General features: G+C 67.1%; 18 protein-coding genes. 11 read left to right on the plus strand and 7 right to left on the minus strand.

All coding sequences use genetic code 11. The features are described 5' to 3' along the window. Positions 1-109: 109 nt before the first annotated feature. Positions 110-1270 carry an adenosyl-hopene transferase HpnH gene (hpnH, locus tag ACN22W_RS30820; RefSeq protein WP_343491228.1) on the minus strand — a complete coding sequence of 387 codons (1161 nt, stop codon included), beginning with the start codon at positions 1268-1270 and terminating at the stop codon, positions 110-112. A gap of 12 nt (positions 1271-1282) precedes the next feature. After that, the gene (gene ispH, locus ACN22W_RS30825) at positions 1283-2224 is read right to left on the minus strand and encodes a 4-hydroxy-3-methylbut-2-enyl diphosphate reductase (protein ID WP_048246121.1); all 942 of its coding nucleotides are present in this window, start codon (positions 2222-2224) and stop codon (positions 1283-1285) included. A 396-nt stretch (positions 2225-2620) separates the two neighbouring features. On the opposite strand from ispH, the gene ACN22W_RS30830 reads away from it, so the two are divergent. Next, a complete protein-coding gene (locus ACN22W_RS30830) occupies positions 2621-3808 on the plus strand; it encodes a glycosyltransferase (protein ID WP_419688324.1) in 1188 nt (395 codons plus the stop codon). A gap of 115 nt (positions 3809-3923) precedes the next feature. On the opposite strand, the gene ACN22W_RS30835 is transcribed toward ACN22W_RS30830, so the two are convergent. Both ACN22W_RS30835 and hpnA read right to left on the minus strand, forming a co-directional pair. Next, positions 3924-5255, minus strand: a complete 1332-nt coding sequence (locus ACN22W_RS30835) for a phage tail protein (protein WP_419688325.1) — start codon at positions 5253-5255, stop codon at positions 3924-3926. 108 nt (positions 5256-5363) lie between these two features. Further along, positions 5364-6371, minus strand: coding sequence for a hopanoid-associated sugar epimerase (gene hpnA, locus ACN22W_RS30840; protein ID WP_048246118.1), 1008 nt, complete (start codon positions 6369-6371; stop codon positions 5364-5366). Positions 6372-6562: 191 nt separating this feature from the next. Here hpnA and ACN22W_RS30845 point away from each other — a divergent pair, with 191 nt between their 5' ends. The 3 genes from ACN22W_RS30845 (at position 6563) to ACN22W_RS30855 (ending at position 9306) form a co-directional block, all read left to right on the plus strand. Beyond that, positions 6563-6859, plus strand: a complete 297-nt coding sequence (locus ACN22W_RS30845) for an acylphosphatase (RefSeq protein WP_034187849.1) — start codon at positions 6563-6565, stop codon at positions 6857-6859. A 15-nt stretch (positions 6860-6874) separates the two neighbouring features. Beyond that, a complete protein-coding gene (gene rarD, locus ACN22W_RS30850) occupies positions 6875-7774 on the plus strand; it encodes an EamA family transporter RarD (protein WP_412023583.1) in 900 nt (299 codons plus the stop codon). 407 nt (positions 7775-8181) lie between these two features. Further along, positions 8182-9306, plus strand: coding sequence for an OpgC domain-containing protein (locus tag ACN22W_RS30855; protein ID WP_419688326.1), 1125 nt, complete (start codon positions 8182-8184; stop codon positions 9304-9306). 46 nt (positions 9307-9352) lie between these two features. Here ACN22W_RS30855 and ACN22W_RS30860 read toward each other — a convergent pair whose 3' ends face one another. After that, a complete protein-coding gene (locus ACN22W_RS30860; protein WP_419688327.1) occupies positions 9353-9559 on the minus strand; it encodes a hypothetical protein in 207 nt (68 codons plus the stop codon). Positions 9560-9676: 117 nt separating this feature from the next. Next, entirely contained in the window at positions 9677-11197 is a 1521-nt protein-coding gene (locus ACN22W_RS30865) for a peptide MFS transporter (protein ID WP_419688328.1), read from the minus strand. Positions 11198-11986: 789 nt separating this feature from the next. Here ACN22W_RS30865 and ACN22W_RS30870 point away from each other — a divergent pair. The 7 genes from ACN22W_RS30870 to ACN22W_RS30900 all read left to right on the plus strand — a co-directional run bounded on the left by ACN22W_RS30870 (position 11987) and on the right by ACN22W_RS30900 (position 19943). Continuing rightward, a complete protein-coding gene (locus tag ACN22W_RS30870; RefSeq protein WP_129516011.1) occupies positions 11987-12568 on the plus strand; it encodes a cupin domain-containing protein in 582 nt (193 codons plus the stop codon). 179 nt (positions 12569-12747) lie between these two features. Beyond that, positions 12748-14361 (plus strand): peptide ABC transporter substrate-binding protein, encoded by a 1614-nt coding sequence (locus tag ACN22W_RS30875; RefSeq protein WP_412023585.1) that lies wholly within the window; start codon positions 12748-12750, stop codon positions 14359-14361. A gap of 11 nt (positions 14362-14372) precedes the next feature. After that, positions 14373-15311: an ABC transporter permease subunit gene (locus ACN22W_RS30880; protein ID WP_129516009.1), complete on the plus strand. Its 939-nt coding sequence runs from the start codon at positions 14373-14375 to the stop codon at positions 15309-15311. 13 nt (positions 15312-15324) lie between these two features. Continuing rightward, positions 15325-16227, plus strand: a complete 903-nt coding sequence (locus tag ACN22W_RS30885; protein ID WP_129516008.1) for an ABC transporter permease — start codon at positions 15325-15327, stop codon at positions 16225-16227. 84 nt (positions 16228-16311) lie between these two features. Continuing rightward, on the plus strand, positions 16312-17304 hold the full coding sequence (locus ACN22W_RS30890) for an ABC transporter ATP-binding protein (RefSeq protein WP_129516007.1): 993 nt from the start codon (positions 16312-16314) through the stop codon (positions 17302-17304). Beyond that, positions 17301-18320 carry an ABC transporter ATP-binding protein gene (locus ACN22W_RS30895; protein ID WP_164992065.1) on the plus strand — a complete coding sequence of 340 codons (1020 nt, stop codon included), beginning with the start codon at positions 17301-17303 and terminating at the stop codon, positions 18318-18320. Before ACN22W_RS30890 ends, ACN22W_RS30895 begins: the two co-directional genes overlap by 4 nt. 165 nt (positions 18321-18485) lie before the next feature. Then, positions 18486-19943 (plus strand): OprD family porin, encoded by a 1458-nt coding sequence (locus ACN22W_RS30900; protein ID WP_129516005.1) that lies wholly within the window; start codon positions 18486-18488, stop codon positions 19941-19943. 55 nt (positions 19944-19998) lie between these two features. On the opposite strand, the gene ACN22W_RS30905 is transcribed toward ACN22W_RS30900, so the two are convergent. Beyond that, on the minus strand, positions 19999-20991 hold the full coding sequence (locus tag ACN22W_RS30905; protein ID WP_193099595.1) for a DedA family protein/thiosulfate sulfurtransferase GlpE: 993 nt from the start codon (positions 20989-20991) through the stop codon (positions 19999-20001). Between the last annotated feature and the right edge of the window lie 152 nt (positions 20992-21143).

Consider the following 21143-nt stretch of genomic DNA (forward strand, 5'->3'; position numbering starts at 1 on the left):
AGGCAATGGCAAAACACGGCCCAAAACAAAAGCGCCACGGAGCGAACTCCGTGGCGCTTTATTCATGCTCGCGTGCGCGGAGGCTGGGCCTCCGCGTGGCGAAACGCGCTTAAGCGGCCGTTGCCGGCTTCGCCGGCTTCTGCAGCTTGCCCTTGCCGGCGCGCTGGATTTCCTCGAGCTTGATCTCGACGTGGCGCGAGAACACGTACTCGGCCGGACGCTGCTTCGCGATCGAGATGTCCGGTGCGAACGCGCCGTCGGTCCTGATGCCCTTGCGGCTCACTTTCAGCGCCTTCAGCGGGTGCGCGATCGTGTCCATCACGGCAGTGGCCTCGAAGCCGCAGTGGACCATGCAGTCCGCGCACTTCTCGTAGTTGCCGACGCCGTAGTTGTCCCACTCGGTCGTTTCCATCAGTTCCTTGAAGGTCTTCACGTAACCTTCGCCGACCAGGTAGCACGGCTTCTGCCAGCCGAACACCGTACGCGCCGGGTTGCCCCACGGCGTGCACTTGTACGTCTGGTTGCCGGCCAGGAAGTCGAGGAACAGCGACGACTGGCTGAACGACCAGCGCTTGCCGCCTTCGCCGCGCTTCAGGATCTCGCGGAACAGGTTCTTCGTCTTGTCGCGGTTCAGGAAGTGCTGCTGATCCGGCGCGCGCTCGTATGCGTAGCCCGGCGACACCGTGATGCCGTCGACGCCGATCGGCCCCAGCGTGTCGAAGAACTTCGCGACGCGCTCGGGCACTGCATCGTTGAACAGCGTGCAGTTGATGTTCACGCGGAAGCCGCGGCGCTTCGCTTCCTTGATCGCCGCGACGGCCTTGTCGTACACGCCTTCCTGCGACACCGAGTGATCGTGCGCCTGCTGGTCGCCGTCGAGGTGAACCGACCAGACGAAATACGGGCTCGGCTCGTAGTCGTCCATCTTCTTTTCCATCAGCAGCGCGTTCGTGCACAGGTACACGAACTTCTTGCGCTTCATGATGCCCTTGACGATTTCCGGCATCTCCTTGTGGAGCAGCGGTTCGCCACCGGCGATCGACACGACGGGCGCGCCGCACTCGTCGACGGCCTGCAGGCATTCCTCGATGGACAGACGCTGGTTCAGGATCGGATCCGGGTAATCGATCTTGCCGCAGCCGTTGCACGCGAGGTTGCAGCGGAACAGCGGCTCGAGCATCAGCGCGAGCGGATAGCGTTTGTTGCCGGACAGGTGCTGGCGCACGATGTATGCGCCGACACGGACTTGCTGGAGCAGCGGAATAGACAAGGGATGTCCTCCTTAAACTTCGCGGGCGACAGCTTGCGTGAGCTTCGCCGGCAGCTTGAATTCGACTTTTTCCTCACGGCCCGCCATCGTCGCGACATCGACGGGCCCCAGCGCGCGCAGCGCGCCGATTACATCCTCGACCATCTCTTCGGGCGCCGACGCGCCGGCCGTCAGGCCGACCGTCTGCACACCCGTGAACCATTCGGCTTTCACTTCCGAGCCGTCGGCGACGAGATAGCTCGGCACACCGCTTTCGGTGCCGATCTCGCGCAGGCGGTTCGAGTTCGAGCTGTTCGTCGCGCCGACGACGAGCAGCACGTCAACCTGTTCGCTCAGCTCGCGTACGGCGGCCTGGCGATTCTGCGTTGCGTAGCAGATGTCACGCGTGTCCGGGCCGACGATGTCGGTGAACCGGCGCTGCAGCGCTTCGATGATGCCGCGCGTATCGTCGACCGACAGCGTGGTCTGCGTGATGTACGCGACCGGCGTATCGACCGGCAGCGTCAGCGTATCGACTTCCGCTTCGCTCTGCACGAGGATCACCTCGGCCGGAATCTGGCCGATCGTACCCTCGACTTCCGGGTGGCCCGCATGACCGATCAGGATCAGCCGGCGGCCCGCCGCGACATACTGGCGGCCCTGCACGTGCACCTTCGTGACGAGCGGACAGGTCGCGTCGAGCACGTCGAGCCCGCGCGTTTCCGCGTCGCGCTCGACCGTCTGGGCGACACCGTGCGCGCTGAAGATCGCGACAGCGCCGTGCGGCACCTCGTCGAGTTCCTCAACGAATCGTGCCCCTTTATTTCGCAGATTTTCAACGACATGCCGGTTATGAACGATCTCATGACGTACATAGACCGGCGCGCCGTGCTGTTGCAGCGCGCGATCGACGATCTCGATCGCACGGACAACCCCCGCACAAAAGCCGCGGGGCTGGGCAAGGATGACTCGCATAGGTGAGCGAACTCCGACGACAGACGCCGGGGTTCGAGGAGCTGGCACAGCTCGATCGCCCCGGCTTGAAGTTATGAAGGCAGGAACGAACCGGCTACGCCAGGCCCCGGAACCCCGAATTAATCGCGCATTTTAACCCTATCGGGAAGTCCTTGCTCTGGTGCCGTGTCGGCCCTGTTGCAATTGCGGGATAGCCGCGTCGGCGCTGGCGCGCGCGGAACCCAGTAAACTACGCGGTTTCGCGGGCAGCCGCTCCGGCTGCCCGGCGTCGCGCTCATTTCAAGGCCATTCGATGACCGTCGATTCTTACGCGTATTGCCCGGCCGCCCGTGCGGCTGCAGGCGCTTTGTTCCTGACCCCAATTAAGCCTGCCGACGTCCGGCCGGAGGCATGCCGATGATGCTGGTGCTCGCATTCCTGGTGTCCGGCCTGTCGCTGATGATCTGGATCGTGCTGCTCGTCGCGCGCGGCGGCTTCTGGCGCGCGGTGCCCGCGCGGCCGCTGCCGCCCGACGCGCGCGGCGCCGCGGCCGAGGCCGGCTGGCCGGCCGTCGTCGCGGTCGTGCCGGCGCGCAACGAGGCCGACGTGATCGCCCGTGCGGCGACTTCGCTGCTCGAGCAGGATTATTCCGGCAATTTTCATCTGATCATTGTCGACGACCACAGCGACGACGGCACCGCCGATGCGGCCCGCGCGGCCGCGCTCGCGATCAACCGCGCCGACCGGCTGACGGTGCTGGCCGCGAAGCCGCTGCCGGCCGGCTGGTCGGGCAAGGTGTGGGCGCAGTCGCAGGGGATCGCCGCGGTGCAGACGCTCGGCCTGCCGGCCGACTACCTGCTGCTGACGGATGCCGACATCGGCCATCCGCCCGACGCCGTCGCGCAGCTCGTCACGCGCGCACAGGCCGAGAACCGCGATCTCGTGTCGCTGATGGTGCGGCTGCGCTGCGATTCGTTCTGGGAAAAGGCGCTGATCCCGGCGTTCGTGTTCTTCTTCGCGAAGCTGTACCCGTTCTCGTGGATCAACAACCCGCGCAACCGGACGGCCGGCGCGGCCGGCGGCTGCATGCTCGTGAAGCGCACGGCGCTCGAGGAAGCGGGCGGCATCGAGTCGATCCGCGGCGCGCTGATCGACGACTGCAGCCTCGCCGCGCAGATCAAGCATCGCGGCGACGGCCGTCATCCGATCCGGCTCGACCTGGCCGACCGCAGCGTGTCGCTGCGCCCGTACGACAGCTGGCGCGACATCTGGAACATGATCGCGCGCACCGCGTTCACGCAGTTGCATTATTCGCCGCTGCTGCTGGCCGGCACGCTGCTCGGGATGACGATCATCTATCTCGTGCCGCCCGTCGCGGCGCTCGCGTACGGTGCGCGCGCGTGGCCGGCGTGGCTCGCGTGGGCGTCGATGTGCGCCGCGTATGCGCCGATGCTGCGCTACTACCGGCGCTCGCCGCTGTGGGCGCCCGCGCTGCCGCTCGTCGCGCTGTTCTACGTCGGCGCGACGTTCGCGTCCGCGTGGCGCTACTGGCGCGGCAAGGGCGGCCAGTGGAAGGCGCGCGTGCAGGCGCCAGTGGATCGCTGAGCGTTTCGCGCGCCTTCGGCGCGCGTTCCGGCAGCCGGAACGCAAACAGCCCGATCGGTGGAAACCGGTCGGGCTGTTTCGTTTTCGGCGCCGCTGCTGACTCGCCGGTCGGCGCTTACCGCTGGGTCAGCATCATGTACATCTGCACCACGACGTCCGGCGAGAACGTGAACGGCACCCAGCCGTAGCCCGTGTGACGGGCGACCAGCAGGCGATCGCCGTTCGACTGCTTCTGCACGGCCATCATCGGGTTCTTCGTCGTCACGAAGCGCCAGCCGGCCGGGATGCCGGGCGGCGGTTCCGGCTGCATCGACGCGCGCGCATGCGCGAGCTCCTCGATCAACTGGCCCAGTTGCTCCGGATGCAGCGTGATCGATGCGCCGTTGATGGACAGCGTGAGTTCGTTCTGCGTCGGACGCGACACGTGCAGCGTCGACTTGTCCGCCGGGGCGGCGGCGTCGGTTTCAACCACGGTGTCGGCTTGTGCCGTCGCGACGATCGCGGTTTCGGCGTCGGCCGCTTCCGCCGCAGCCGGCGCGGACGCGTTCACGGCCGGCTCCGCCGCCGGCGTGTCCGCCGGTTCGACGCTGTCGGCGGCAACGGCCGTTGCGGCAGCCGCGTTCGTCGCGGCTTCCTTGACGACGGCCTCGACCAGCGCCTCGGCGTCGGCGATGGCCTTCGCATGGTGCTGCGCGGCGGCTTCGGCTTGCGCGATCGCTTCGGTATGGCGTTGCGTGACGGCCTCGGCCTGCGCGGTGGCGTCGGCGTGGCGCTGCGCGGCAGCTTCGGCCTGCGCGATCGCTTCGGCGTGGCGCCGCGTGACGGCTTCGGCCTCGGCGGTCGCGTCGGCGTGACGCTGCGCGGCGGCCAGCGTTTCGGCGATCGCCTGCGTGTGTTGCTGCGCGAGCGCTTCGGCTTCCGCGATCGCGGAAGCGTGGCGTTTCGCGGCGGCCTCGGCCTCGGCGCTTGCTACCGCATGGCGCTGCGCGGCCGCATCGGCTTCGGTCGCGGCGGCGTGATGACGCTGCGCGGCGGCCTCCGCTTCGGCGATCGCGGCCGCGTGACGTTGCGACGCGGCTTCCGCATCCGCGTGACGTTGCGCGAGCGCTTCGGTCAACGCGGTGGCTTCCGCATGGCGCTGCACGGCGGCTTCGGCTTGCGCGGTGGCATCCGTATGACGGTGGGCGGCGGCTTCGGCGGCGGCGGTCGCGTCGGCGTGGCGCTGCTGCGCGGCTTCGGCGTCGGCCGCTGCGGCCGTGTGGCGCTGCGCGGCGGCCTGCGCTTCGGCTTCCGCGGCGGCGTGACGTTCTGCGGCGGCCCGGGCTTCCGTCGCCGCGGCGCGCGCGAAGGCTTCCGCGCTGCGTGCCGCCTGCTGCGCGGCGTGGTGATCGTGGAGCAGCTGATCGACGCCCGTGTTGAGCGAATCGATCTGATCGTTCAGGTTCATGCGTGTCTTCTCTGCGTAAGACCCGCGATTTTACCCGCTGCGCCGGTGCGGGGCCGTGCGCGACGTGTAACAAAGTGCGCAATGCGGCGCGAAGCGCGCCGCTTTGTGTTACTTCAGGTAGCCCGCCGAGCCGAACCAGTCGAGCGCGTCGCGCAGTCCTTCGCGGTACGGACGCGCACGGTAGCCGAGCTCGCGCTCGGCTTTCGCGGACGTGAAATACATCTTGTTCTTCGACATCCGCAGCCCGTCCACGGTGACGAACGGTTCTTTCTTCGTGAACTTCGCGACCGCTTCGGCGCCGACCGCGAGCGGGTAGAGCGGCCAGCGCGGCAGCGCGATCGTCGGTGCCTTGCGGCCCGTCATCTGCGCGATGTCGGCGAGCATCTGCTGCAGCGGCAGGTTCTCGCCGCCGAGGATGTAGCGCTCGCCGATCCGGCCGCGCTCGAGCGCGAGGAAGTGGCCGTGCGCGACGTCGTCGACGTGCACGAGGTTCAGCCCCGTGTCGACGAAGGCGGGAATCTTGCCGAGCGCGGCTTCGACGATGATTCGGCCGGTCGGCGTCGGCTTCACGTCGCGCGGGCCGATCGGCGTCGACGGATTGACGATCACGGCCGGCAGCCCTTCGTCGGCGATCATCCGCTCGACCGCGCGTTCCGCCAGCACCTTGCTGCGCTTGTAGACGCCGATCGCCTGCTCGGGCGTGAGCGGCCGGTTCTCGTCGGACGGATCGCCGGCGCTCGTCACCTTCAGCGTCGCGACGCTGCTCGTGTAGACGATCCGCTCGACGCCTTCCGCGCGTGCCGCGCGCATCGTCGCGACCGCACCTTCGAGGTTCGCGCGTTCGATCTCGTCGGGATCGGGCGCCCACAACCGGTAGTCGGCCGCCACGTGCAGCAGGTAGCGCACGCCGCGCAGCGCGGCGCGCATCGATGCCTCGTCGCGCATGTCGCCGGTGACGATCTCCGCGTCGAGATCCGCGACGTTCGTGCGCGGGCTGGTCGGACGCACGAGGACGCGCACCGCATAGCCTTTCTGCTGCGCAATGCGTGCGACGGCCGAGCCGACGAAACCGGACGCGCCGGTGACGAGAACGAGATCGCGGGAGGTATCAGTCATGCGTTTCCTTCAGGGCCGCGCGCGAGCGGCGCGGCGGTTGAGCGTCGGCGAGATTGTACGTGGTCGGCGCGCGCGGCGACGCAAGGCCAGGGCCGGCGCAAGCCCGTTATCGGCGTGAACCGGCCACGGCGTGTATGAAGCGGCCGACGCGACTACAATGCCGGGCTTGAATGCAACGGGAGGGCGACGCGATGAGCCGCAATGAACTGGACGAACGGATCGAGACCTACTACGTGCGGGTGCGCGGCGTCGTGCAGGGCGTCGGCTTCCGTCATGCGACGGTGCGCGAAGCGCATGCGCTGAAGCTGCGCGGCTGGGTCGCGAATCTCGAGGACGGCAGCGTCGAGGCGATGATCCAGGGGCCCGGCGCGCAGATCGACCGGATGCTCGCGTGGCTGCGTCATGGGCCGCCGGCCGCGCGCGTGACCGAGGTGACGTTCGAGGAACGCCGCACCGAACGGCGCTTCGAGCGCTTCCAGCAGCAGTAAGGCGGTCCGAACGATATGACGGGGTATCCGGAAGCCGGGCGCGGCCTCATGCTGTCGGTGATGGCATCGACGTTGTTCGCGCTGATGTCGGCTTACGCGAAACTGCTCGCGCCGCTCACGGGGCTCGACATCTTCGCGTGGCGCGTATTGTGGACCGCGCCGGGCGCGCTCGCGCTGATCGCGCTGCGAGGCCGCTGGCCGGCGCTCGTCGAACTCGTCCGGCGCAGCGTGCGCGACTGGCGCTTGCTGATCGCGCTGCCCGTGAGCGCGGCGCTGCTCGGCGTGCAGCTGTGGCTGTTCCTGTGGGCGCCGCTGCACGGGCGCATGCTCGAAGTGTCGCTCGGCTATTTCCTGCTGCCGCTGACGATGGTGCTCGTCGGCCGCTTCTACTATCACGAGCGGCTCGATCCGCTGCAATGGGCGGCGGTCGCGTTCGCCGCGCTCGGCGTCGCGCACGAAGTGTGGGCGACGCGCGCGTTCGCATGGCCGACGCTCGTCGTCGCGCTCGGTTATCCGCCGTACTTTGTGCTGCGCCGGCGGATCAACGCCGATTCGCTCGCCGCGTTCGCGGTCGAGATCGCGCTGCTGTGTCCGATCGCATTCGCGATGGTCGCGACGAGCACGACGCGCGTCGCCAGCCATCCGCTGCTGTGGGGCGTGCTGCTGCCGGGGCTCGGCGTACTCAGCACGCTCGCGCTCGCGAGCTACCTGAAGGCGAGCCGGATGCTGCCGATGGCGCTGTTCGGGATTCTCGGCTACGTCGAGCCCGTGCTGCTCGTCGCGGTGTCGCTGCTGCTGCTCGGCGAGACGCTGAGCGTCGCGAAGCTCGCGACGTACGGGCCGATCTGGGTCGCCGTCGCGCTGACCGCGTGGCACAGCGCGATGCTGATGCGGCGTCTGCCCACGCGCGGATAAGCGCCGATCGCGATGCGGCGGCCGCACGGAACGTGCCGCGCATCGCGTCTCGCTCGACGGTCGAGCAGCGATCCAGCAGCGGCCAAACGCATCGATGCTGACCGCAAACTGGCGTCGCGCTGACGTCGAACTGGCGGCGCTGCCCGCTTCGCATCCCGCTCCTCTGCGTTGTAATCGAACAGAAGATTCGGTTGCACTTTGTTACTTAGGGTCTCTCCGGATCGGCCATTAGACTGACCTGACCGACTTCCCTTCGTATGCAGCTTTCCGATGAACGGTCATCCCCGTGCCTGGCCGGCCGGGTCGGCGCGATGCGAGCATACGCGTATCGCCGCTGACCGCGCTCGCCTGCTTCTTCCCGATCCCTTCCCCGGTGCCTGTTGCACCATCGTTGCGCAGGTGCGCTCATGTCGTTGAGCCTGCCGTCTTCCGCCACGCTTCAGCCGTCGCGCGGCGGCCGCCTGATCGAAGTCGATTTCTTCCGCGGGCTCGTGCTGCTGATGATCGTCGTCGATCACATCGGCGCGAGCGTGCTGTCGCGCGTGACGCTGCACGCGTTCGCGCTGTGCGACGCAGCCGAGGTGTTCGTGTTTCTCGGTGGCTTCGCGACCGCGAGCGCGTACGGCGCGATCGCCGAACGGCACGGCGCGCGTGCCGCGCAGCGCCGATTCGTGCGCCGTGCGATGCAGATCTACCGCGCGTTTCTCGCGACGTCGACGCTGATGCTCGTCGTGTCGGCGGTGCTCGACCACTACGGGATCGATTCGCCGAACCTCGCGCTCGACGACGTCAGCGTGATGCTCGCGTCGCCGCTCACGGGCCTCGCCGAGCTGCTGACGTTCCAGCGCCAGCCGTATCTCGCGTCGGTGCTGCCGATGTACGTGCTGTTCGCGCTCGCGTCGCCGGTGCTCGTGCCGTTCGCGCGCCGTCATCCGTGGCTGCTCGTCGCGCTCAGCGCCGCGTCGTGGATGACGGCGGGCTGGCTCGGCCCCGAGCTGCTGGACACCGACGGATTCCGCTGGAGTTTCAACCCGTTCGCCTGGCAACTGATGTTCGTGGCCGGCGTGCTCGCGCGCTGCCAGCCGTTCTACCGGCGCATCGCGCTCGGGCGGTGGGGCGCCGCGGCGACCGGCGTCGCGTGCGCGGTCGTGCTCGGTTGCGCGAGCTACAAGCTGTTCTCGGGGCTGCCGCTGCCCGAAGGCATCTTCAAGCGCGATCTCGCGCTGCCGCGCGTCGTGAGCTTCGCGGGCATCGCATGGCTGATGGCAGATTGCGTGCGCTTCGGCTGGATCGCGCGGATCGCGCAGGCCGTGCGCCCCGTCGTCGCCGTCGGCCAGCGCGGGCTGATCTGCTTCGTCGCGGGCGCGGCGATCTCGCTAGTCATCGATTCGCTGCTGCATCCGGTCGCGCACGGTGCCGATCTGCGGCATGTCGGCGTGGGCCTGGTGGCCGACGCGTGCGCGCTCGGGCTGATGATGGCCGTGGCCGGTTCGGGAACGTGGATCGCGCGGTGGCGCGGCGCGGCCGCGTGAGCGGCATGGGAGACGGCGCGTGCGGCACGGAACGTGTCGCGCGGCGTCAGTGAGGTGAGCCGATACGGGAGCGGGGCGTGGAGGTGGCGTCGTCGGATTCGGTGTCGTCGCGTTCGTCCTGAGCCGGATCGTCGCGTTCCGCGAGTACCGCGTCGGCCTCGGCTGCGGCCCGGGCGGCGCGCAGCGCGGTGCAGCGCTGCGCGTGCCGGATGTCCGACAGTATCCTCAGGATCCTCGTGGTCTTGCTTTTCATGATCTTCTCCCGCCAGTGCGCATCGCGACGGAGCGGATGCGTTTCCACCAGTGTAGGACGCGTTCGCGTGCCCGGCGGGAGAATGTGGCGTGCATGCCGCACGCCGAGGGATAGTACTTACTGGGCCGACGCGATGGCCTGCGCCTGCAGTGCTTCCTCGCGGCGCTCTTCCGCACAACGTTGGTGCTGGCGCGACAGGCGGTTCATCAGCGGCAGCAGCAGCAGCGCGAGCAGCATGCCGATCGCGGCGAGCCAGCCGAGCTTCTCGAACAGCGACAGGTAGAGGGGCAGCGATTCGGTGGCCGGCAGGTCATGCGACGGCATCTGCGCGAAGTTCGCGACGACGCTGCCGAGATACTGCGACACACCCGTCGCGACGAAATACGCACCCATCATGAAGCCGCTCATGCGCGCCGGCACGTAGCGGGCGATCATCGCGAGGCCGAGGCCGCTCACCAGCAGTTCGCCGAGCGAGTAGAGGCCGTAGCCCCACACCATGAACCACGACGACACACGGCCGTCGACCGCGAAGCGGCCGCTGATCGTGAACACCAGGTAGCCCGCGGCGACCGCGCCGAAGCCGAGCGCATACTTCGCGGCGACCGGCAGGTCACGCCCACCCTTCGCGACCGCGTTGTAGACCCACACGAGCACCGGGCTCAGCAGCATGATCCAGATCGGGTTCAGCGCCTGGAACTGCGCGGCGCTCCACGTGAACAGCGTCGTGCCGAACAGGATGAAGCGCGGATCGACGTTGCGCAGCGCGAACAGCGTCAGCGACGTCGACATCTGCACGTAGAAGATGAAGAACAGGATGACCTGGCCGATCAGCACGAGTGCCGCGATCAGGCCTGCGCGCTCCGAGCGCTCCGACTTCGCGATCATGTACGCGAAGATCGCGAGGATCGCGAACGCTGCCGTCCACACGCTGGCCACCGCGAGCTGCTTGTGCTGCAGCACGTACAGCGTGATCAGCGCGAGCGCGACGCCGCCCAGCGCGACCGCGCCGAGGCGCTTCCAGCGGATCGGCTGGTCGTCCGGCACCGAGCCGACGTGCGCGAGCGTGCGATGCATCAGCATGAAGTTGAGGATCGCGAGCAGCATGCCGCCGCAGCAGACCGCGAACGCGGCGTGCCAGCCCCAGTGATCCTTGATCCACGGCGTCGCGAGCATCGACACGGTCGAGCCGATGTTGACCGCCATGTAGTAGATCGTGAACGCGCTGTCGATGCGCGCGTCGTCGCCTTCATAGATGCGGCGCACGAGGTTCGCCGCGTTGGCCTTGAACAGGCCGTTGCCGACGACGATCACGCCGAGCGACGCATACATGTAGGTCAGGTGTTCGTTCGGTACCGCGAGCATCAGGTAGCCGGCGGACAACACGGACGCGCCGATGATCATCGTGCGGCGGGCGCCGAGCACCTTGTCGCCGATCCAGCCGCCGATCGACGGTGCCGCATAGACGAGTGCGGTGAACGCACCCCAGGTCAGGTTCGCATGGCTGTCGGTGAAACCGAGCCGGTCGACCATGAAGAGGACCAGAAGCGCGGCCATACCGTAGTAGCCGAAACGCTCCCACATTTCGATGAGGAAGACCGTCGTGAACGATCGGGTTTGTGAAACAGGTGAATGCATCATCAATCTCGTTTGAAACGGACGGCACGGATCACGCGTCGTCTTGGGGTCGAACTGGCGCCGGTGCGCAATGTGCCGGGTAGGTCATGCGCTGGCGATGGAACAGTCGGGCTCAGGGCCCGTTCCTGCTAATAACGGGCTTGCGAACGCTCCTTTCCGGCTGCAGTGCAAGGAGGGCGGAGCGCCGTTTGGCCATGCCAAACAAGCGACGTCCGACGCCGCAATGCGGCCGGAAAGGAGCGTTCCCCAAACTTAAAAATAAAATCATCCCACGGGCTGGTCACCAGAAGGGCCGATCGCCGCGTCATGCTCCTCACGAATACGTCGAGTATTCGCTTCGTCGCATTCCTTGCGCTCGGCCCTTCTGGTGACCAGCGCAAGCCCGTTATTAGCAGGAACGGGCCCTAGCCCGGGCCGGGGTCTGACGCCGCATGGTAGGGCGGCGAGTGGCCCCGACCGGCGCGCGAATGGTAACGTTCGCCGGTCCGGTGCGTCAGGTATGCGCCACTCAGGGAAACTCCCGATGTGGCAGCAGCTTTCAGGAACATTCGTCTCATCATCTATTTGTAAGCTTTCGTGCCGGCCCTCCGAAGATTCCCGGAGAGCCGCTTGCAGCTTGCCTGTGAAGCCGGCGAGTCTGGCAAGATAGCGCGTCGTTTCTCTCGCTTCGCGCCCCGTTTAGTGCACCGGGCTCAACTCCGAAGGCGTGCGCGAACCCGAAGACTAAGCTATATCGATCTAACTTAGTTATTTTCCATCAAACATTTTTTGACGATCACTTTTCGGCCTGCTATGGTTCCCCCCACTGAAAACTCGCGGTCCGCAGACGCTGCCGCCGCACTGGGCAGCAAGATTCGCGCGTTGCGCCAACGACTCAAGCGCACGCTCGACGACACCGCTACCGCCGCGGGGATTTCGAAGCCGTTTCTGTCTCAAGTCGAGCGCGGGCTCGCGTCGCCGTCCTTGACGTCGCTGGCCGGTATCGCGCACGCGCTCGGTGTGACGGTGCAGTACTTCGTGGATACGCCGAGCGAGGAACGCTCGGTCTGCCGAGGCGAGCAGCTGCGCTTCTTCGGGTTTGCCGATTCGGCGAACCTGTTCGCGCGGCTGACGAACGTATCCGAAGGGCGACAGCTCGAGGCGATCCTCGTGAGGCTGCCGCCGGGGCAGAAACGGTCGGAGGTGACGACCCATGCAGGAGAGGAGTTCCTGTATGTGATTGAAGGGGAAGTGTCGCTGACGCTGGAAGGCAAGACGTTCGTCCTGCAGGCCGGCGACAGTTCGCACTATCAGTCGACGGTCCCGCACAGCTGGGCCAACACCGCGAAGGTCGAGTCGGTGGTGGTCTGGGTCGGTACACCGCGGCTGTTCTAACGCACGGGTATTCCTTCGTTTCCAAGACGGGATGCCTGTCGAAAGAAACGTAAGGAATACTAAAATGCTATACGAGAATCACGGGCCTCCTCAATCGCTGCCCCCGTCAGCGTCTCACGCGTAAGCCGCGGCATTCGCCGCGCGACGCTCACCGAACAAACCTTCTCAAGACTGCCACGATGAAATCCTTGCATGCCATGTCGGCCGTGCTGGCCGCGCTCGCCCTGACGACGCCCGCCGCCCACGCCGTTACCGTTCCGTCGAACGTCGCGCTCGCCGCGCAACAGGACCTGACGCGACAGGTGCCCGCCGAAGTCGAGTCGCTCGACCCGGCGCACATCGAATCGTGGACCGGCAACACGATCGGCCTCGACCTGTTCGAAGGGCTCGCCCGTATCGATGCGGCCGGCCAGGTCGTGCCGGGCGTCGCGCTGTCGTGGGAACGCAAGACGCCGCAGACGTGGATCTTCAAGCTTCGCCACGACGCGAAGTGGAGCAACGGTCAGCCGGTGACGGCCGCCGATTTCGTCTATGCCTGGCAGCGCCTCGTCGATCCGAAGACGGGCTCGAAATACACGATCCTCGTCGAGTTCGTGAAGAACTCGAAGGACATCATCGCGGGCAAGGCCGCGCCGTCGACGCTCGGCGTGCGCGCCGTCGATCCGTACACGCTCGAGGTGACGACCGACGTGCCGGTCGCGTTCTTCCCGGAACTGACCGCGATGGTGCCGCTCGCGCCGGTGAACAAGGACACGGTGACGAAGCTCGGCGACGCGTGGACGCGCCCGGGCAACATCGTCAGCAACGGCCCGTTCCAGCTGGCCGACTGGCAGCCGAACAACCGCATCGTGATCACCAAGGACGCGAAGTACTGGAACGCGCCGAAGGTCGTGATCAACAAGGTCACGTACCTGCCAATCGAGAGCGACGAGACGGCGATGCGCATGTACCAGGCCGGCCAGATCGACTACAGCTACTCGATCCCGTCGGGGATCTTCCAGCAGGTCAGCAAGCAGTTCGGCGGCGAACTGCGCCAGGGCCTGCAGCTCGCGACCTATTACTACTACCTGAACAACAACGATCCGGCGCTGAAGGACAAGCGCGTGCGCCAGGCGCTGTCGATGGTGCTCGATCGCGACGTGCTGACGCAAAAGCTCACGCAGGCCGGCGAGAAGCCGATGTACGGCCTGATGCCGAACGGCACGAAGGGCGTGCAGCCGTTCACGCCGGACTGGGCGTCGTGGCCGATGGCCAAGCGCGTCTCGGCCGCGAAGGACCTGCTGAAGCAGGCCGGCTATTCGGATGCGAAGCCGCTGGCGTTCACGCTGACCTACAACACCAACGACCTGCACAAGAAGGTCGCGCTGTTCGCCGCGTCGGAATGGCGCACGAAGCTCGGCGTCAACACCAAGCTCGAGAACGTCGAGTTCAAGGTGCTGATGAAGGAGCGGCATGACGGCAAGGTGCAGATCGCGCGCGACGGCTGGTTCGCCGACTACAACGACGCGATGACGTTCTTCGACCTGCTCCGTTGCGGCAGCGCGCAGAACACCGTCGGCTACTGCAACAAGCAGGCCGACGCGCTCGTCGACGAAGGCAACCAGAAGCTCGACGACAAGGCGCGTGCCACGCTGCTCACGCAGGCGCACGACCTCGCACTGAACGACACGCCGATGGTGCCGCTGTTCCAGTACTCGGCCGACCGTCTCGTGAAGCCCTATGTGGGCGGCTACTCGCTGAAGAACGTGATCGACATGCGTGCTTCGCAGGACATGTACCTGATCAAGCACTGAGCGGAGCGATCATGCTGGCCTACGCACTGAGGCGCACGTTGTGGGCGGTGCCGACGATCCTCGCGGTCGTCACCGTCTGCTACCTGCTGCTGCACTTCACACCCGGCGGTCCGTTCGATACGGAGAAGCAGCTTTCCGCGGCGACGCTCGCGAACCTGAACGCGAAGTACCACCTCGATCAGCCGCTGTGGAAGCAGTACCTGATGTATCTCGACGCGCTGCTGCACGGTGACCTCGGTCCGTCGTTCCGCTACGTCGACTGGTCCGTGAACGATCTCGTGCGCAAGGCGTTGCCGGTGAGTCTCGGCGTAGGCGGCGTGTCGATCCCGATCTCGATCGGGCTCGGCGTGCTGCTCGGCACCGTCGCGGCGGTCCGCCGCGACAGTTTCATCGACCGCATCGTGATGCTGATCGGCAACATCGGCAACGTCGTGCCGCCGTTCGTGCTCGGCCCGGTGCTGGTGTGGATCTTCGCGATCCTGCTGAAGACGTCGGCCGGCAACGGCTGGCTGCCGGCGGGCGGCTGGGGCGACGGCGGCTGGCAGTACCGGCTGCTGCCGATCGTGCTGCTGACCTTCATCAACATGTCGCTGCTCGCGCGCGTGATGCGCGGCTCGATGATCGAGACGCTGTCGAGCAACTACATCCGCACCGCGCGCGCGAAGGGCCTGCCGGGCTCGACGATCGTGCTGCGCCACGCGCTGAAGCCCGCGCTGATGCCGGTCGTGTCGCTGTTCGGCACGGTCTGCATCTCGTCGATCACGGCGGCCGTCGTCACCGAATCGGTGTTCGCGCTGCCGGGCCTCGGGCAACTCGTCGTGAACGGCGCGATCAACCGCGACTACACGCTCGTGCTCGGCCTCGTCGTGCTGACCACCGTCTGCGCCGTGCTGTTCAACCTGCTGGTCGACCTCGCGTACGCGTGGCTCGATCCGCGTATCCGTTATTGAGCGAGGCCCCGCGATGACCCCGACTACTCCCGTCGTCGGCCTGCCCGTGCAGACCGACTCGCCGCCGCGTTCGCGCTCGCCGCTCGCGCTTGCGATGGCGCGCTTCCTTCACAACCGCGCGGCCGTGTTCAGCCTCGTGCTGCTCGCGCTGATCACGCTCGCGTGTTTCGTCGGCCCGTGGCTGCTCGCGGCCGATCCCGCCGCAAGCGACTGGGGTTCGATCAGTCTACCGCCAACCTGGGCGAACCAGCACTGGTTCGGCACCGACGAGCTCGGCCGCGACCTGCTGGTGCGCACGCTGATCGGCGGCCGCGTATCGATCGAGGTCGGCCTGCTCGGCACGCTCGTGTCGGGCCTGTTCGGCGTCGCGTGGGGCGCGACCGCGGGCTTCGCGGGCGGCCGTGTCGACTCCGTGATGATGCGCGTCGTCGACATGATGTACGCGATCCCGTACCTGCTGATCGCGATCCTGATGATGACCCTGTTCGGTCGCTCGTTCATGCTGGTCGTGCTGACCATCAGCGCGTTCTCGTGGATCGACATGGCGCGTGTCGTGCGCGGCCAGACGCTGTCGCTGCGCAGCCGCGAATTCGTCGATGCGGCGCGCGCGATCGGCGTGACGCCCACGTCGATCGTGCTGCGCCACATCGTGCCGAACCTGCTCGGCGTGGTCGTCGTGTACGCGACGGTCTCGGTGCCGGGCATCGTGCTGACCGAATCGGTGCTGTCGTTCCTCGGCCTTGGCGTGCAGGAGCCGATGACGAGCTGGGGCGTGCTGATCCAGGACGGCGCGCAGAAACTGGAATCGATGCCGTGGCTGCTGCTGGCCCCGGCCGTCATGCTGTGCGTGACGCTCTACTGCGTGAACTTCGTTGGCGACGGCCTGCGTGACGCGCTCGACCCGAAGGATCGCTGAGATGAAACGACCCCCACACTCACTTCGTTCGTTGCCCCCCGAGGGGGCGGTCAGCCTCCTTGGGGCGGCCCGGCGGAGGCTGACATGAGCGCACTACTAGAAGTCGACAACCTCGGCGTGCGCTTCACGCGCAAGGACGCGCCGCCGATCGACGCCGTGAGCGGCGTGTCGTTCTCGCTCGAAGCCGGCAAGACGCTCGGCATCGTCGGCGAATCGGGCTCCGGCAAGAGCCAGACCGTGATGGCGCTGCTTGGCCTGCTGGCCGGCAACGGCACGACGACCGGCACCGCACACTACCGCGGCGACAACCTGCTCGAGATGGATACGCGCGCGCTGAACCGGGTGCGCGGCGACCGCATCGCGATGATCTTCCAGGATCCGATGACGTCGCTCAATCCGTTCCTGACGATCGAGCGGCAGATGACCGAGACGCTGCAGCTGCATCGCAAGCTGTCGCGCAAGGAAGCGACCAAGCGTGCAATCGAGGCGCTCGAATCGGTGCGCATTCCCGACGCGGCGCGGCGCATCCGCATGTATCCGCACGAGTTCTCCGGCGGCATGCGCCAGCGCGTGATGATCGCGATGGCACTGCTGTCCGAGCCGGAAATCCTGATCGCCGACGAGCCGACCACCGCGCTCGACGTGACGGTGCAGGCGCAGATCATTGACCTGCTGCGCGAGCTGAATCGCGAACGCGGCACCGCGATCGTGCTGATCACGCACGACATGGGCGTGGTCGCCGGCCTCGCGGACGACGTGATGGTCATGTATGCGGGCCGCACCGTCGAATACGCGCCGGCCGAATCGATCTTCGCGACGCCGTCGCATCCGTACACGATCGGCCTGCTCAACGCGCTGCCGCGCCTGACCGACGCGCACGATGCGCCGCTCGTCGCGATTCCCGGCAACCCGCCGATGCCCGGCACCGCGCCGGCTGGCTGCGCGTTCGCGAAGCGCTGCACGTATGCGGAAGAACGCTGTGGCGCCGCGCGCCCGGCGCTCGAAACCTATGGCGCCGTGGGCGCGGTGCGCGCATGCCACCGCCCCGTCGCCGATCTGGCGGGAGGTCTGCGATGAGCGTCAATGAACGCCGCAATGCCGGCGCGACGGACGACACGCTGCTGTCCGTCGAGGATCTGAAGGTGCATTTCCGCGTGCCGCTCGGCGGTTATCCGTGGTCGCCGAAGGGCACGCTGCGCGCGGTCGACGGCGTGTCGTTCGACGTGAAGCGCGGCGAAACGGTCGGGCTCGTCGGCGAATCGGGCTGCGGGAAATCGACGCTCGCGCGCGCGCTGATCGGCCTCGTGCCGATGACGGCCGGCACCGTGAAATGGCGCGGCGAAGCCGTCACGCCCGATCACCTGCGCGGCAACGCGATGCGGCGCGAAGTGCAGATGATCTTCCAGGATCCGCTCGCATCACTCGATCCGCGCATGACGATCGAGCAGGTCGTCGCCGAGCCGCTCGTCACGCACCAGGCCGGCCTCGGCCGCACCGAAGTGCGCCGTCGCGTGGTCGCGATGCTCGAACGCGTCGGCCTGAACGCGCATCACCTGCTGCGCTACCCGCACGAATTTTCCGGCGGGCAGTGCCAGCGCGTCGGCATCGCACGCGCGCTGATCGGCGAGCCGAAGCTCGTGATCTGCGATGAACCCGTGTCGGCGCTCGACGTATCGATCCAGGCGCAGATCGTGAACCTGCTGCGCGATCTTCAACGCGAACTGTCGTTGTCCTATCTGTTCGTTGCACACGATCTCGCCGTGGTGAAGGCGATCAGCCAGCGTGTGCTCGTGATGTATCTCGGCCGCGTGATGGAGTTCGGCACGCGGCATGACGTGTACGGCGTGCCGCAGCACCCGTACACGAAGGCGCTGCTCGATGCGGCGCCGACGCCGGAGCCGGCGCGCGAGCGTGCTCGCCGTCCGATGCTGCTGGCGGGCGAGATGCCCTCGCCGCTCAACCCGCCGTCCGGCTGCGCGTTCCGCACGCGCTGCCCGGTCGCGATCGATGCGTGCGCGCAGGACGTGCCGCTGCCGGAAGTGCGGCAGGGGTCGGCGGCGCGTGTCGCGTGCATTCGTGCGGGTGCGGCGTGATTTGAAGTAGCTCGGCAAACAAAACCAAGGCTGGTCAACAGGGGCAGGGGCGGCGCGAATGATCTTCGCGCCGCGGGTACAGGCGCGTCCTTAACCGGGCGCGCCGGGGGGCCGGGAGCGGATCGCGACCGGCGTGGACGATATCAACACAAGACGAGAAATACGATGAAAAAACAGAAGACGATCGGGACGGCATCGAAGATGCTGCTTGCATGGGGACTGCCGGCGCTGGCCGGTGTCTCGCTGACGGGCGTGGCGCACGCCGACGACGCGGCCCCCGCGCCGCTGCAGGTCGCGCAGGCCGCACCGGCCAACGGTACGGGTGCTCCGACGCAGAACGCCATTGTCAATGCCGAAGCGACCCAGGCCGTCACGCCGCCCGATGAGCCGTCGGCCCAGTCGAAGTCGAAGGGCTTCATTGCCGACAGCCATCTCGACTTCCTGTTCCGCAACTATTCTGACGTGCTCGACAGCAAGGGCGGCCCGCATCGCCACGCATGGGTGCAGGGCGCGATGGCGAACTTCGAGTCGGGCTATACGACGGGCCTGATCGGAATCGGTTTCGACGCATCGCTGTATGCGGCGCTGAAGCTCGACGGCGGCCAGGGCGCCGGCAGCATGGTGCACATCGCGAAGGGCGGCGGCGGCAGCAACCAGCTCGCGTGGGCTTACCCGGGCATCTACGACATCAAGGCGCGCATCTCGAACACGGTGATCAAGTACGGTCTGCAGGCCGTCGACAACCCGTTCATGGAGCAGCACGACAACCGTGCGCTGCCGCCGACGTTCCTCGGCACGACGATCGTCAGCAATGAATTCAAGAACGTGATGCTCGAGGCCGGCAGCTTCACGAAGACCAACGCGCGCGGTCACACGACGCTGACCAACCTGACGACGCAATACGGCGGCACGCGCATCAATCGCCTGTCGTATGTCGGCGGCACGTGGGACTACTCGCCGAACGGCGAAGTCGCGCTGTACGCGAACCAGGCCGACGACGTGTGGCACCAGTACTACGCGTCGGTGAAGCACAGCATCGGCAGCCCGCAGACGATCAAGTGGACGGGCTTCGGCAACGTCTACTCGACGCACGACACGGGCGATGCGCTGCAGGGCAAGATCGACAACAACGCATACAGCCTGTCGGTGGCCGCGCAGCACGGCCCGCACGAGCTGCTGCTCGGCTTCCAGCAGGTGCTCGGCGACCAGTTCTTCGACTACCTGAACGAAACGAACGGCATCTTCCTGACCAACTCGATGGACGTCGACTACAACGCGCCGCACGAAAAGTCGCTGCAGCTGCGTTACACGTTCTACGGCAAGGAAGCGGGCCTGCCGGGCTTCAAGGCGATGGTCTGGGGCGTGACGGGCTGGGGTGCGGATGGCAGCGCGGGCGCGGCGAACGACCCGACCAAGTCGAGCATCTACTGGAGCAACGGCGCGCCGGTGCAGGGCCGTCACCACGAGTTCGGCTTCATCCCGTCGTACACGTTCCAGAGCGGCAAGCTGAAGGACACGAAGGTCACGTTCATCGCGATGTGGCACAACGGTTCGGCACACTACTCGGACGCGACGAACCGCGAGTACCGTTTGGTCGTGAACCTGCCGCTGCACGCGTTCTGATCGAAGGGGGACGCGTGGTCCCCCGCATTGCGCGGCCGGCCTGTGATCGGTGCGATCAGGCCGGTCGGTGCAACCCCGCGACCGGATCGTTCGCTGCGGGCATTTCTTCCACGAGCGACGTCAGCTGGCGGCCCGTATCGCGCCAGGCGTCGAGGCCGCCGCGCAGCGCGAGCGCATCGGTGAAGCCTGCGTCGAGCAGGCGCTTCGCCATCAGCGCGGCCGTCACTTCGTTCGGGCACGAGCAGTACACGACGAACTTCTGCGAGAACGGATAGCGCGCGACGATGTCGGCGATCTGCCGCTCGTCGGCGAACTGCGCACCGGGAATCGTGAACGGGTCGAGCTTGCGGTGCTCGGGCGAGCGCACGTCGAGCACCACCGGTGCGGCGGCGTCGCGCAGCAGATCGTCGAGTTCGTCGACGCCGATCCGCGCGTGGGCGAGCTGGCGGATCAGCGCGCGGCGGCGCATCCAGCGGATCGCCGCATACACGGCCAGCAGCGCGACGATCACCACCAGCACCGCACGGCCGAGGCGGCTCGCGCCGGCGAACAGCCAGTCGATCTGCCGGTAGAACACGATTCCGGCCACCAGCCCGACGATCGTCCACAGCGCGGCGCCGAGCGCGTCGTAACCGGCGAACGTGCGATAGCGCGTGCCGAGCGCGCCGGCCATCGGCACCGATACGAGCGACAGCCCGGGAATGAAACGGGCGACCGCGAGCACGCGCACGCCGTAGCGGCCGAAGAAGCGTTCGGTCTTTCTCACGCAGGTATCGCGCGACAGCGACAGCCGGCAGATCGTCTTCAGCGTCGCGCCGCCGTAACGCCGTCCGGCGACGTACCAGACGGTGTCGCCGATCAGTGCGCCGAACACCGACAGCGCCACCACCGTCAAGAGCTGCGAGCCGATCATTTCCGGGTGCATCCCGGCCATCGCGCCGAACAGCACGAGCGTCGGCATCGCGGGCACCGGCAGGCCGATGGCCGCCGCGAGCACGTTGGCGAAGACGAGAAGCGGCCCGTACTGGGCGACGAGGTCACGGAGCATGACGGCTGGCCGAAAAGGGAATGCGTGAGCAGGAAACGCAGATGGGCCGATTATCGGCCATTTTCAAGACAGCGGCGGGAATGACGCAAAGCGCCTGACGGCGGCAGGGAGATGTCGGTGAGCCGGCGCGCTGCGCGCGGCTCACCGTTTGA

This window comes from Burkholderia theae (assembly GCF_048565265.1).
GTDB lineage: Bacteria > Pseudomonadota > Gammaproteobacteria > Burkholderiales > Burkholderiaceae > Burkholderia > Burkholderia theae.

Coding starts and splice junctions, on each gene's coding strand:
- ispH (WP_048246121.1), bottom strand. CDS start 2,224: ATGCGAGTCATCCTTGCCCAGCCCCGCGGCTTTTGTGCGGGGGTTGTC.
- ACN22W_RS30865 (WP_419688328.1), bottom strand. CDS start 11,197: ATGATGCATTCACCTGTTTCACAAACCCGATCGTTCACGACGGTCTTC.
- ACN22W_RS30895 (WP_164992065.1), top strand. CDS start 17,301: ATGAGCGTCAATGAACGCCGCAATGCCGGCGCGACGGACGACACGCTG.
- hpnA (WP_048246118.1), bottom strand. CDS start 6,371: ATGACTGATACCTCCCGCGATCTCGTTCTCGTCACCGGCGCGTCCGGT.
- rarD (WP_412023583.1), top strand. CDS start 6,875: ATGACGGGGTATCCGGAAGCCGGGCGCGGCCTCATGCTGTCGGTGATG.
- ACN22W_RS30835 (WP_419688325.1), bottom strand. CDS start 5,255: ATGAACCTGAACGATCAGATCGATTCGCTCAACACGGGCGTCGATCAG.
- ACN22W_RS30880 (WP_129516009.1), top strand. CDS start 14,373: ATGCTGGCCTACGCACTGAGGCGCACGTTGTGGGCGGTGCCGACGATC.
- ACN22W_RS30830 (WP_419688324.1), top strand. CDS start 2,621: ATGATGCTGGTGCTCGCATTCCTGGTGTCCGGCCTGTCGCTGATGATC.
- ACN22W_RS30870 (WP_129516011.1), top strand. CDS start 11,987: ATGGTTCCCCCCACTGAAAACTCGCGGTCCGCAGACGCTGCCGCCGCA.
- ACN22W_RS30875 (WP_412023585.1), top strand. CDS start 12,748: ATGAAATCCTTGCATGCCATGTCGGCCGTGCTGGCCGCGCTCGCCCTG.
- ACN22W_RS30860 (WP_419688327.1), bottom strand. CDS start 9,559: ATGAAAAGCAAGACCACGAGGATCCTGAGGATACTGTCGGACATCCGG.
- ACN22W_RS30905 (WP_193099595.1), bottom strand. CDS start 20,991: ATGCTCCGTGACCTCGTCGCCCAGTACGGGCCGCTTCTCGTCTTCGCC.
- ACN22W_RS30885 (WP_129516008.1), top strand. CDS start 15,325: ATGACCCCGACTACTCCCGTCGTCGGCCTGCCCGTGCAGACCGACTCG.
- ACN22W_RS30845 (WP_034187849.1), top strand. CDS start 6,563: ATGAGCCGCAATGAACTGGACGAACGGATCGAGACCTACTACGTGCGG.
- ACN22W_RS30890 (WP_129516007.1), top strand. CDS start 16,312: ATGAGCGCACTACTAGAAGTCGACAACCTCGGCGTGCGCTTCACGCGC.
- ACN22W_RS30855 (WP_419688326.1), top strand. CDS start 8,182: ATGTCGTTGAGCCTGCCGTCTTCCGCCACGCTTCAGCCGTCGCGCGGC.
- ACN22W_RS30900 (WP_129516005.1), top strand. CDS start 18,486: ATGAAAAAACAGAAGACGATCGGGACGGCATCGAAGATGCTGCTTGCA.